At 47.6% G+C, this 12,414-nt stretch carries 10 protein-coding genes; 7 read left to right on the plus strand and 3 right to left on the minus strand.

Going from position 1 to position 12,414, the window contains the following annotated elements; translation table 11 throughout:
* Positions 1-319 precede the first annotated feature (319 nt).
* The 3 genes from ABEW73_RS06250 to ABEW73_RS06260 all read right to left on the minus strand — a co-directional run bounded on the left by ABEW73_RS06250 (position 320) and on the right by ABEW73_RS06260 (position 2,677).
* Positions 320-733 (minus strand): DUF2500 domain-containing protein, encoded by a 414-nt coding sequence (locus ABEW73_RS06250; RefSeq protein WP_430162534.1) that lies wholly within the window; start codon positions 731-733, stop codon positions 320-322.
* Between the two features lie 349 nt (positions 734-1,082).
* The gene (locus tag ABEW73_RS06255; RefSeq protein ID WP_430162536.1) at positions 1,083-1,676 is read right to left on the minus strand and encodes an NAD(P)H oxidoreductase; all 594 of its coding nucleotides are present in this window, start codon (positions 1,674-1,676) and stop codon (positions 1,083-1,085) included.
* Positions 1,673-2,677 carry a hypothetical protein gene (locus ABEW73_RS06260; RefSeq protein WP_430162537.1) on the minus strand — a complete coding sequence of 335 codons (1,005 nt, stop codon included), beginning with the start codon at positions 2,675-2,677 and terminating at the stop codon, positions 1,673-1,675. The genes ABEW73_RS06255 and ABEW73_RS06260 overlap by 4 nt, the downstream gene beginning before the upstream one ends.
* A gap of 204 nt (positions 2,678-2,881) precedes the next feature.
* On the opposite strand from ABEW73_RS06260, the gene ABEW73_RS06265 reads away from it, so the two are divergent.
* The 7 genes from ABEW73_RS06265 (at position 2,882) to ABEW73_RS06295 (ending at position 12,402) form a co-directional block, all read left to right on the plus strand.
* On the plus strand, positions 2,882-3,220 hold the full coding sequence (locus tag ABEW73_RS06265; RefSeq protein WP_076322498.1) for a winged helix-turn-helix transcriptional regulator: 339 nt from the start codon (positions 2,882-2,884) through the stop codon (positions 3,218-3,220).
* A 363-nt stretch (positions 3,221-3,583) separates the two neighbouring features.
* A complete protein-coding gene (locus tag ABEW73_RS06270) occupies positions 3,584-5,599 on the plus strand; it encodes a bifunctional diguanylate cyclase/phosphodiesterase (protein WP_430162539.1) in 2,016 nt (671 codons plus the stop codon).
* Positions 5,600-5,787: 188 nt separating this feature from the next.
* A complete protein-coding gene (locus tag ABEW73_RS06275) occupies positions 5,788-6,798 on the plus strand; it encodes a LacI family DNA-binding transcriptional regulator (protein ID WP_430162541.1) in 1,011 nt (336 codons plus the stop codon).
* 147 nt (positions 6,799-6,945) lie between these two features.
* A complete protein-coding gene (locus tag ABEW73_RS06280; protein WP_430162543.1) occupies positions 6,946-9,276 on the plus strand; it encodes a glycoside hydrolase family 65 protein in 2,331 nt (776 codons plus the stop codon).
* Positions 9,277-9,296: 20 nt separating this feature from the next.
* Positions 9,297-10,592: an ABC transporter substrate-binding protein gene (locus ABEW73_RS06285; protein WP_430162545.1), complete on the plus strand. Its 1,296-nt coding sequence runs from the start codon at positions 9,297-9,299 to the stop codon at positions 10,590-10,592.
* A 59-nt stretch (positions 10,593-10,651) separates the two neighbouring features.
* On the plus strand, positions 10,652-11,548 hold the full coding sequence (locus tag ABEW73_RS06290; protein WP_430162547.1) for a carbohydrate ABC transporter permease: 897 nt from the start codon (positions 10,652-10,654) through the stop codon (positions 11,546-11,548).
* 14 nt (positions 11,549-11,562) lie between these two features.
* Positions 11,563-12,402, plus strand: coding sequence for a carbohydrate ABC transporter permease (locus ABEW73_RS06295; protein ID WP_430162549.1), 840 nt, complete (start codon positions 11,563-11,565; stop codon positions 12,400-12,402).
* The last annotated feature ends 12 nt before the right edge of the window (positions 12,403-12,414 follow it).

The following is a 12,414-nucleotide window of genomic DNA, read 5'->3' on the forward strand; positions in this document are numbered from 1 at the left end:
TTTATTTTGTAAAAACCCGCCGCGGTTGATTCCATCGTGAAGGCGAAGCTCTTGTAAGAAGGAACTATGTGCCTGCACCATCGGCAATACGTTGAAGAGCGAGGCCGTCGTTGAACTGATCGAAGTGAATGAACCCGTCGAGACGAGCAGCAATGCGTAATTCGTAAGCTTCTGTGTTAATATTTCAAGCCAATCGAAGCAACAGCCTTAGTCCAGGATTCATCGCGGACTAAGGCTGTTCTGTTCTTAAGGGACCATGCAATGCAATATTATGAGTACGGGCTGCGTTTATTTTCGCCGTATGCTGTATAACGTTTAGTTACGACTGCGGCTGTACATCCCGCTCAAAAGCGACGATCCACTCGCCCTGAATGGCGGCATAGCCGGTGTCTCCCTCCACAACAAGACCGTACAGATTTTTGACATCGAGATATTCCTTCCGCTCCCCATTATCAAATTCGAGGGTGATGTAGTAATACGTTCGGGAAGAATTGCTGGAATGCATCATGCCGTTATCCTCGTTGTGATGATTGCTATGATGACGGATGTCCATCCGTTTGGAGACAACCCGGGCAAACTCGGACGTGCGAGGCGACTTGGCGTTCTTAACATAACGGGCACCACTGGAAATGAAGCCCACAATCACAATCACGAATACAATTCCAATCAGAATGGGAACCAAAGTAAACATAAAATCAAATCCTCCGCCAAAAGACGGTCCTTGAGGCATCATCGACGGCACTCCTCTCTGTCCGTTATTTTTTCATTGGTTATATGTACGGCAATAAGGATCAAAATGTTTCGAATTTTAGGATTACTTTTCCGATTTCAAGAACGATCCCTCTTATATCCAGTTCAAGTTGGATGAGTTGTATATTTTCATAATGAAGAAGATCCAGTGAAGACCAGGGAGCTGTTCGAGGAGCTGTGAGAGATGTGAGGGACGTCCTATTTCAGGAGAATTTAATGGAGAATTAAAGTCAAGTTTCTGGTCTCCATTCAAAGTAAAGACAGTAAATAAAAATCGACCTCTCCTTGAGGTCGATTATTTATAAATTAGGCTCTGCTTCTATTATAAAGCATCATTTTACGCTTACTCCAGAATCCGCATAATGCAACCCCAACTGATAAGCTCGTTCGAGCAAACTCTCCATATGCTCCGGTCTACCCTCTAGCGTATCATAGAAGAATTCCACACGGGAATTCTTGATTCCGGAGTAGTCGGCCATTCCAATATTGAGGGAAAGGGATAACATCTGATCATAGCCCCGCTTGGCAAAATGATCTTTCGAAGCCCCCGCCAACGCCAGCCATAACACCTGTTGGTGATGAAGCTTTGAGCCGCCGCCGTAAGCGAAGCCATGATTCCAGACACGGTCGATATACCCTTTTAGCACGGCAGGGATTCCGTACCACCATACCGGGAAGATATAGGCCAGCGCGTCGTGCTCCTTCATTCGTGCGATTTCGGCTTCAACTTCAGGAGAATAGTTCTTGGTAGGATTAGACCAATCGGGTTCGTCTGCCTCCCACAGGACCGGATCGAAACCGATGCGGTGGAGGTCCAGAATTTCCGTTTCATGCCCGGAGTCCCGAAGCCCCTGTACAAACTTCTCGGTAACTGCAAATGTAAAGGAATTTTCGCGTGGATGCGTAACAACCGTTAATACCTTCATGAGGGTTCACCGTCTCTTTCTTCTCTTCGAATTTGAATGCCAAATTGTTCAATACGTTTCATTGCAGTTTCAAGAGGAACCAGCGTTTCCGGTAGATAGAAGCCTCCGGGAGCAGGAGTTGAGCCGTCCCAGCCCAAAATACGCTCAATGGAGAGGAGAATACCGAGGGCTGTAAAATGCGCCTGTCCCTTCGGATTGGTCAACGTGATCCTCCGTTTCGCGGAACGGCCGTCAAGAAGAACACCTTCGAGATCAATATAGAGGTCTTGGGAGGCCTTGCCTCCAGCCCGTGTTCCTATAGAGTCATGAATGGCGAAGTCGAATCGAATATTAGGCGCTCCCGTAACAGCCGCGAGGCTTGGAACATCCAATAAACTCATGGGATGGCCTTCTACCCGGGAACCGTTTGAAAGACTTATGCTTCTCGGATACTTCGTAGCCTCAACCCATTTCCATATCCCGTTTTCCCGGATGAGGGCACGGTTGATAAACCCTTTGGTTTCCTCCAGCGTCATAGGCCCCATCGGATCGCGTTCATCATAGTGACCCGCCAAGCCGATCGATTGGATGCTTCGGAAAGACTTCGCCTCCTGATACGCGACCAAGGTCAGGATTCCCGCTTGCGAATGTCCCAGAGGTACAATCGGTGCTTGAGGGGGATGGCTTTGCATGGCGAAAAGAATAGGTGTCAGTTCGTCGGCAAGCTTGGTGATCCCGATATGTGCAATTCCTTTTGCAAGAGCCTCTTGCATGAGGAGGTCGGCCGGATCCTGGATGGTAGAAACGATAAGGTCGGCTTGATCCAGCTCTGTTGGAGACAGACCCTGGCGTATATCTAAAAAAGCGGTACGGGCGTTTCCTAGCTCTCGTACTAGTAAGCTCCCCTTCTCGGGATGCCTTCCGGCAAGTATAATCTCGGCATCTTGATTGATCGTTCGGATATGCCGGGCAACAGCGCTACCGACTACGCCATACCCGCCGGCAATATAAATACGCGTCATGGTGACTCCGCCTCCAATTTTTGGATTATAGAATGCAGAAGTTTTTCTTACTAAAGCTCTGGTATAAGGGGATTATGTAACATATAATGACGGAAAGGAAGTACGCACTTAATGGTTCTATAGGTACCTAAAAGTATCATTAGTACCCCAAGGTGCCTGTTGCCCGTCATATGCCACTTACGTTCGAAAAGGAGAGAAGACCTTATGAATGGGGAGCGACAATACAATATTCCGTCTGAGGCAACCATGGATGTAATCGGCGGCAAGTGGAAAGTCATTGTGCTGTGCCACTTAAGTTATGGCCCCAAGCGAACGAGTGAAATTAAGAAGCAGATGCCTGATATTACGCAGAAAATGTTAACCCAGACGCTGCGGGAGCTGGAGGAGGATGGGATTATCACGCGAACGGTCTTTAATCAAGTCCCGCCAAAGGTCGTGTACGAGCTGAGTGAAATGGGCGTTTCGCTGCAACCGATCCTTGACCAAATCTGTGAATGGGGCGAGAAGTACTTGAATGGGAAATCGAAGGTAATTACACCTTGAGGACAGACAAAATAAAAGCTGCTGACCTAATAAGGGTCCGTAGCTTTTTTATTTTAAATAGAGTGTTGTCGCTCATAATTTTCCATAGGGTAGAGGAAAAGCCCGGATATCCGTAGAATATTTAGTTCTTTAGACTCATTAAAATCCGGGCGGTTCGAACCCTTTCTGTGTTTGTCGAGAAATTGAATAGTTACTATAGATATAATACGGATAGGGTGTATAGGGCTGGGAAGCCGTGTAAGGATTGTCCTTTTTCCGATATGCAACGGGACGAGGTCAATTAATAGGAACGTTATCCGCTAGGAAACGTATGATCTTCATAGGACTTAAGAATTACTCATAAAAGGGGTGTGTACAGCTCAGATGGACGGCCATTATAACTATTATATTGTGGGGCTTTCAATTGCGATTGCTATACTTGCTTCATACTCGGCTTTAAATATTACGTCCAAAATTTCGGATGCGAACGGCAAATCCAAGTTTTTTTGGCTTATCGGCGGCGCAATGGTCATGGGAAGCGGTATTTGGTCCATGCATTTTGTCGGCATGCTGGCCATGCACATGAATATGAATGTAAGGTACGATGTCTTTCTGACCATCATGTCGATGCTTGTCAGCGTGGTTTCCTCCTTCATCGCGTTTTATATCACGATGCCCAAAAACATTAACTGGTCCAAAATCGCCATTGGCGGCTTGATGATGGGAAGCGGCATCGTCATCATGCATTACATGGGAATGGAAGCCATGGTCATCCATGCCCAAATTAGCTATGATCCCGGCATTTGGGTACTGTCCGCCATCATTGCATTGTTAGCTTCCTATGCGGCTTTATTATTGTTTCTCCGTTTTCGGAATCATCCCAAGTCCAGCTTTCTCAAGTGGGGCTCGGCGGTTGTCATGGGATTTGCGGTATGCGGAATGCATTATACAGGCATGAAGGCTGTACGGTTTGAGGCGCATGCCGGTATGATCACGCAGCAGCCGCAGTCTGTGGATTTTCTTCTTTTGTATGGTGTGACGGTTATGATTTTTGTTATTCTGCTGATTTCATGGGGGGCGATGTTCTTTGATCGGCATGTGCTGGAAAAGCTGGCCTATCAGGATACGATCACGGGATTGCCTAACCGCAATGAAATGAACCGATTCTTTGAGACGAACGCCGAGACAGAGAAGATTACGATCCTGTTTCTGGATTTGGACCAATTTAAGGCTATCAACGATACGCTGGGTCATAATGTTGGGGATTTGCTGGTCCAGGAAGTAGGTAAGCGACTGCGTCAATTCATTCAAAGTGGTCAACAGGTATTCCGGATCGGCGGGGACGAATTTCTGATTATTCTGAAGCAAAGCGACCCGGTATATGCCCAGCATTTAGCTGATGATATCCTCCAACAAATAAAAAACGTGTACTATATTGACGGTAACGAGTTATATGTGACAGCGAGTATCGGAATCAGCATCGGTTCCGTTCATAGCTCTGACCGTACAACGCTGCTGAAGAATGCGGATACCGCTATGTATAAAGCGAAGGGACTGGGCAAGAATCAGCAATGCCTCTATGACGAGGAGATGGGTCTTCAAGAGGTTCGCAAAATGGAATTGGAGAAGGATCTGCAACGAGCGTTTGAGCTGAAGGAGTTCTTCATTGTATATCAGCCCAAATGGAATGTGCAAAGTGATCGCTTGGTCGGATTCGAGGCGCTGCTCCGCTGGAAGCATCCCCGCTTAGGCGTGATATCGCCGCTTGAATTCATTCCGATTGCCGAAGAGACGGGGCTCATTATACCAATGACCCGATGGACGCTTGAGGAAGCATGCAAACAGTGCAGAATTTGGCAGGAGAGAGGGATTGTCCAGCCGGTCTCGGTAAATTTATCGATTCGTTTATTTCATGGTGACAATCTACTTGAGCTTATTCAAAACGTTCTGGATCAGGCGAATCTGGAACCTCGCTTGTTAGAGTTGGAGATAGCAGAGTCCATGGTGCTGCATGATGTGAATGATATTATCCGGCAGCTTGGGAATATCAGGTCCTTGGGGGTAAAGGTCTCCATGGATGATTTCGGAACCGGTTATTCCTCGATTGGGCTATTGGACCGGATTCCAATTGATGCTTTAAAGCTGGATCGCCAGTTCACCAATGATTTGGACACGCCCAGCAAACGCGCTATCGTCAACGCCGTTGTTCTTATGGCAGAGAATTTGAATCTGGATGTCATTGCGGAAGGTGTCGAGAACAAGGAGCATATCGACTTTTTGACCGGACTGGGCTGCCATGTCATGCAGGGTTATTATTACGGAAAGCCGATGGATATCGATGAGATTAAGATCTGGATGTACGATCATGATCACAAGACCGAAGAGATCGAGACCCTCTGATGAAAAGTAGATGGAATAAATACGGATCGTACGAATAACGGGCACCGTGAGGTGTCCGTTATTGTTGTTTACTCTTTTTGTATTATACTCAATAGCTTAATTCTTCTTTGTTGAAGGAGTTTGGTTGCTATTTTACGGGTAAGGGATACAATAGTATGTGAATCTAACGAATGGTAGTGGTGATATATATGGTGTCAATCAAAGATGTGGCCAAGCTGGCGAACGTTTCGATATCAGCCGTTTCCAAGACGCTGAATGGCTATTCGGATGTAAGCGAAACCACGAAGCAAAAGGTCATGAAGGCCGCGCAGGAACTGAACTATTTTCCGAACCGTCTGGCCAAAAACCTAAAGCACAAGGTCACCAAGACTATTGCGCTTATCATATCGAACTTTGAACAGACGAACAGCAAGGACGGTGTCATGTTCCAAATCATGGCCGGTGTTTATGCTGCAGCCCAGTACTATCAATATGAGGTGGTCATATATACGCGGAGTTTGTCCGAACAGCAGGATAAATCGTATTGGCAGTTCTGCAAGGAGAATAAGATTGCAGGCGTCGTGATTTCCGGGCTTCGTACCACGGACCCCTATTTTGAAGAATTGGTGAACAGTGAATTTCCATGCATGGTGATCGATGCTGATATTGTCGGTCCCCATACCGGTTCGGTGATAACGGATAACGTGGGTGCTGCCAGAAAAGCGGTGGAATTTTTAATCGGCAAAGGGCACCGTGAGATCGGCATGATTAACGGACATAACTTTGCGGCTGTCAGCATTCAGCGACTTCAGGGGTTCAGGGAAGCACTGGAAGGAGCAGGCTTGGTTTATGATTTGAACAGGGTCATTGAAGCGGATTTTAGCGAGCAGGTGGCGTACGAAGCGGCCGAACCTTATTTAAAGCGTCATCCGAATTTATCGGCTGTCTTTATATCCAGTGATCTGATGGCGATCGGATTTATGACTCGCTGCCGCGAACTGAACATCCGAATTCCTGAGGACATCTCCATCATGGGCTTTGATGATATTGTGCTCTCCAGTTATACGACACCTAGATTGTCCACGGTTCGACAAGATTTTACAAAAATCGGCTATTCGGCATGTGAGGAAGTAATCAAGATGCTGGAGAATCAGACTCCCGGCTATCATAAAATTCTTTCATTCGAAATTGTTGACAGGGAGACAATAATGGTGCAATAATGTTATCGAAAACGTTTTCGCATTAGGAAAGCTTTTATTTTAGGCTCATTCCGAAATCGTTTTCGGTTCTTTTTTGAAAAGATCGAAAACGATTTAGGTATCGCTTACAGAAAATAGAGAAATACAACAAATGGAGAGGATAACAACATGCTGAGCTACAACGAGGTACATTCTGAAGAGTTGAAGAAATGGTCATTTTCAGAGGTGCAATTCAATCCGCTGGCTTTAGGCAAGTGTGAAGCGATTATGTCGCTTGGGAATGGATATATGGGTCTCCGATCAGCTGCGGATGAGTCGTATATCGGGGAGAAGCGAAATCTGTTTGTGAACGGAACCTTCAATAAATTCGATGAATTCGAAGTGACGGAGCTTCCGAATACGGCCGATATTACGCGTCTGGATATTCGGATTGACGGCATAAGGTTCTCCTTGGAGCGGGGAACGGTGACCGAGTATCAGCGAATGCTGAATATTCGCGATGCAGAGCTCGTTCGAAGTTTTATCTGGGAATATGAGGGGAAGAAAATCCGATTTGAGTTCAGGCGCTTTGTATCTTTAGCTAAGCTGCACCAGATTGGTTTGAAGGTTAGCATAACTCCTCTGAACGAGGGCATAACACTGGTCATTAACTCCGGTATAGACGGGCAGGTCAGCAACAGCGGCAGTCAGCATTTCCACGAGGGTGAGAAGCGGATTTACGATAAAACCTTCCTTGAGCTGATTCAGACGACAACCGAGTCCAAGGTGGATTTCGTCCATGGTGCGGCGCATCGTCTCCGGTTAAACCAACAAGAGATTGATGCAGCTCCCAAGATGGATATCGATCGTCGTAAAGTTGCCGTCTCCTATGCACTTGATGTAGCGGCGGGCGATTGTCTCGAATTCGAGAAGATGGCAACCGTATTCACAAGCCGTGACCGTGAATTTGCTGAAGGAACCAGCCTTGACGATATTCGGCAGCATGCACTGGCTGAATTGAAAGCGTTCCATTCTGCTGGTTACGATCCGCTTTTTGCAGAACATCAATTAGCCTGGAGCAAGGTTTGGGAGCAATACAACGTATCCATTCAAACTTCGAACTCCTTCGATCAGTTGGCTGTCCGGTTTGCCATATATCATCTAGTGATCATGACACCGGCACATGACCGGAGAATGGGCATCGGCGCCAAAGGGCTCAGCGGAGAGGGATATAAGGGTCATTCCTTCTGGGATACGGAAATTTTCATCCTGCCATTCTACATCTATACTAATCCCGAGGTCGCCCGCTCTTTGCTGGAGTATCGCTATCTTGGTCTGGAAGGCGCCAGAGCAAAAGCGGTTGAGAACGGCTTCACAGGCGCGATGTATCCTTGGGAAGCCGCTTGGCCAAGCGATGGCGAAGTTACGCCGGAGTGGGGTCAGGTGGATATTGTCACAGGCAAGCAGATCAAGATATGGTCCGGATTTATTGAACAGCATATTACGTCGGATGTCGCTTACGCCGTGTGGCACTATTACAAAGCGACCGGTGACCAGGACTTTATGGATCACTGCGGCTACGAAATGATATTTGATACCGCTAAATTCTGGGCGAGCCGTCTGGAATGGAATGAAGGCAAGGCGATATATGAAATCAATGAGGTTGTGGGGCCGGATGAATACAAGGAGCATGTGGATAACAATGCGTTCACCAATTACATGGCTTCCTTTAATATCCGGCTGGCCATGGAATACTACGAAAGTCTACGAACATCGGATGCGAAGTTATTCCAGTCGCTGAACGGGAAGCTGGGGCTGGAGCAGGCTATGAATGAGTGGCAGAGCAAGATCCATCAGATCTACTTGCCACAGCCGAACCAAGATGGCATTATCCCGCAGGATGACACCTACTTGCAGAAGAAACTCATTGATTTAGCTCCTTATAAACAACAGAGCAAGGTAGGTAGCATCTTTGACGATTACAACCTGGATCAAGTTGGAGAAATGCAGGTATCCAAACAGGCAGATATTATGATGCTTTTCTTCCTGCTGGAGGATCAGTTCTCTCCGGAAGTGAAGAAAGCCAATTACGATTATTACGAGCCGAAGACGCTGCATGATTCCTCGCTGTCGATGTCTACACATAGCATTCTGGCGAACGATTTTGGCGATGGGGATCTGGCATATCAGTTGTTCGAACGAGCTTCGAAGATTGACTTGGGGCCGTACATGTACTCCTCAGATGCCGGCATACACTCCGCGTCACTTGGCGGCATATGGGAATGTGTGGTGCTCGGGTTCGCAGGCGTCCGCATGCTGGGCGGGGAGCTGCATATGAATCCAAATCTGCCTGAAGCCTGGGAGGAGCTTTCCTTCCCCCTATATTGGCAGGGGCAGCGGCTGGAAGTGCACATTGACCGTGAGACGCTGACGCTGACTACGAATTCGGAGCAGGAACTGCAGCTGGTGTTCCACGGCGACACCATCAAATTCTCGAAAGAGCTTCAAATCCAATATTGAATATTCAGGAGGGTCATTCAATGAAAAAGAATTGGAAATGGTCAACCATGCTCAGCATGGTCATCATCGCTGCGTTGGCATTATCCGCTTGCGGTGGTAACGGTGGCAGCTCGGACAAAGGTGCGGCCGGAGAGAAAGTTAATCTTACATTCACTGTCTGGGGCGATGTGAGCTCCGGTGCGAACGAACAGCAGCTCGCTGATGAATTCAATAAAGCACACCCGGATATTCAGGTGAAATTCGAGCCGATTCCAAGTGAAGGTTACGGCACCAAATTGACGACTTCGCTTGCAGCCGGCCAAGCACCCGACGTATTCCTGATCGGTGAAGGCGATTATTTCAAATATGTTGAAAAAGGCGTTGTTGAGCCGCTGGATGAATACTTGAGCAAGGACAGTGGTTTCAGCCTGGATATCTTCCAGAAGGATCTGATCGACAACATGAATATCAATGGCAAACAGTACTACTTGCCGAAGGATTTCAATCCGCTGGCGCTCTGGTACAACAAACGCATGTTTGATGAAGCTGGCCTGGAATACCCGTCCGATGACTGGACATGGGATCAATTGATCGAAACTTCCAAGAAGCTGACCAAGAAGGAAGGCAATAAGTATACCGAATTCGGTTTCAATGCAGGCAAATGGGAATATCCGATCTACACGTACCTGTGGGATCATGGCACGGATATAGCGAATGAAGACGGAACGCAAGCCGAAGGATTCATGAACGGTGAGAAGACGGTAGCTGCTATTGAAAAATACGTATCCCTGTCCCAAGGTGAAGACCGCGTATCGCCTACACCTCAGGATGCCGAGACCCTTGGCGGAGACTCATCCATGTTTATGACGGACAAACTGGCCATGATGGTCACCGGCCGCTGGGTGAAGAGCGATCTGGATAAATCGGATGTGGAATACGGATCCGCCCTGATACCGACAGGCGAGGAAGGTACACGGACCAGCATTATCGCAAGTGCAGGCTGGGCTATCAATGCAAACGGCAAACACAAGCAGGAAGCGTATGAGCTGTTGAAATGGTTGTCCGGAACGGAAGCACAGAAGCTTCGCTCCGAGAATGGCAAGGTTCTTCCTGCTACCGTAGTGGAACTCGAAGAAGTGAAAGCAAAGGAAGTGGCAGACAAGCCGGTTATCGAAATGATGGATTATGCGAAGAAGCCGGTTACATTGCACTCTACCCATGGCCCCATTTTTGTTGAGGAATTCAACAAAGCCATGGAGAAGATTTTGCTGAAACAACAGGACGTAAAGGGCGCCCTGGATGAAGCTGCGAAAAACGTCGATAGCAAAATCAAGTAAAAACGACAGGTGAAGCGCATGACGAATGCGCTTCACCTGCTTCATCAAGGAGGCTTGTTATGCGAAAGTCTAAATCGGATTGGGCCGGCTACTTATACATCATGCCATGGCTTCTGGGACTTCTGGTGTTTACGATTGGACCGATGCTGTTCTCGTTGCTGCTAGCCTTCAGCAAATGGGACATTATAACGGGAGTGCAATCGATCGAGTGGGTTGGGCTGGACAACTTCAAGGCGATTTTCCATGACGAATTGTTCTACCAATCATTAAAAGTAACCTTTATCTTTGCATTGGTATCTGTGCCGCTCTACCAGATTGTGTCCCTCTTGATTGCGGTACTGCTCAATATGCGCAGCCGCGGCATGAATGTGTTCCGATTGATCTATTTCATGCCATCCGTCATTCCGGCGGTTGCGGTATCGATGATGTGGGTGATGATATTCAACCCCGAATACGGGATTCTGAACAAAGCGCTTGGCTGGTTCGGCATTCAGGGCCCCGCTTGGCTTCAAGACCCATCCTATGCTCTCGGAGCGCTCATCGTCATGGGGATCTGGGGCGTCGGCAACACAATCATTATTTATCTGTCGGGTCTGCAAAGCGTGCCGGAGGACATGCATGAAGCGGCTGAGCTGGATGGTGCCGGACGTTTCCGCCGATTCTTCAGCATTACGCTGCCGATGATATCGCCAACGATATTTTTCAATTTAATCATGGGGATTATCGGCGGGTTCCAATATTTCACGCAAGCCTTTGTCATGACCAACGGCGGACCGCTGAATTCTACTTTGTTCTATAATCTGTATCTCTATAATAAGGCCTTTCAGGATTACGAGATGGGTTATGCCTCCGCCTTGTCCTGGATCTTGTTTGTCATCATTCTTGTATTCACACTGATTGTCATTCGAAGCTCGTCCATGTGGGTGTATTATCAGGGCGACGATGATAAGGATTAAAGGAGGCGTCATTCATGAATCAATCTGCCAAGCGTATCAACGTGCCGCATATCCTGTCCATGCTGGCGCTCATTGCCGGGGCACTTATCGTCATTGTGCCTTTACTGTGGACCTTCTTCACGTCGCTGAAGTCACCGGCTGAGGTGTTTAAAGATAATTTTTTCCCAACCGTGTGGCACTGGACCAATTACAGAGATGCCGTACAAGCCGTTCCATTCTTCAAATTTCTGGGCAATACCCTCATTATTTTGATTCCGGTTTTAATCGGAACCGTATTATCTTCAGCCATCTGTGCTTACGGATTCGCGAGATTTAATTTCAAAGGGAAGCGCACGCTGTTTCTGGTATTGCTTGCAACCATGATGCTGCCTTCGCAGGTTACGATGATTCCGATGTTCATCATGTTCAAGGAAATCGGCTGGGTGGATACTTTCCTGCCGCTCATCATTCCTGCTTTTTTTGGCGGCGGCGCATTTAATATATTCCTTATTCGCCAGTTCATGCGCGGCATTCCGCGGGACCTGGATGAGTCGGCCTTCGTGGATGGTGCCAACCGGTTCCAGATCTTTACGCGCATCGTTCTGCCGCTATCCGTGGCGCCGCTGATTGCGGTATCGATCTTTACCTTCATGGGCGTATGGAATGATTTCCAGGGACCGCTTATTTACCTGAATTCCAGCGATAAATATACGCTGGCACTGGGGCTTTCCATGTTCAAGGGATTGTACAATGTCGAATGGAACATGCTGATGGCGGCAACGATTCTGATTATGCTGCCGGCATTAATCGTATTTTTCTTGGCACAAAAATATTTCATCGAAGGCATTTCCATCTCTTCAGCCATCAAGGGCTGATTAGTTGACGAT

It is taken from the genome of Paenibacillus lautus, assembly GCF_050482385.1.
In the GTDB taxonomy this organism is placed as follows: Bacteria; Bacillota; Bacilli; order Paenibacillales; family Paenibacillaceae; genus Paenibacillus_AQ; species Paenibacillus_AQ lautus_B.

Bases quoted from the DNA above. Each gene is read 5' to 3' on its own strand.
- ABEW73_RS06275 (WP_430162541.1), top strand. From the start codon at position 5,788: ATGGTGTCAATCAAAGATGTGGCCAAGCTGGCGAACGTTTCGATATCA.
- ABEW73_RS06265 (WP_076322498.1), top strand. From the start codon at position 2,882: ATGAATGGGGAGCGACAATACAATATTCCGTCTGAGGCAACCATGGAT.
- ABEW73_RS06255 (WP_430162536.1), bottom strand. From the start codon at position 1,676: ATGAAGGTATTAACGGTTGTTACGCATCCACGCGAAAATTCCTTTACA.
- ABEW73_RS06270 (WP_430162539.1), top strand. From the start codon at position 3,584: ATGGACGGCCATTATAACTATTATATTGTGGGGCTTTCAATTGCGATT.
- ABEW73_RS06285 (WP_430162545.1), top strand. From the start codon at position 9,297: ATGAAAAAGAATTGGAAATGGTCAACCATGCTCAGCATGGTCATCATC.
- ABEW73_RS06260 (WP_430162537.1), bottom strand. From the start codon at position 2,677: ATGACGCGTATTTATATTGCCGGCGGGTATGGCGTAGTCGGTAGCGCT.
- ABEW73_RS06290 (WP_430162547.1), top strand. From the start codon at position 10,652: ATGCGAAAGTCTAAATCGGATTGGGCCGGCTACTTATACATCATGCCA.
- ABEW73_RS06280 (WP_430162543.1), top strand. From the start codon at position 6,946: ATGCTGAGCTACAACGAGGTACATTCTGAAGAGTTGAAGAAATGGTCA.
- ABEW73_RS06295 (WP_430162549.1), top strand. From the start codon at position 11,563: ATGAATCAATCTGCCAAGCGTATCAACGTGCCGCATATCCTGTCCATG.
- ABEW73_RS06250 (WP_430162534.1), bottom strand. From the start codon at position 733: ATGATGCCTCAAGGACCGTCTTTTGGCGGAGGATTTGATTTTATGTTT.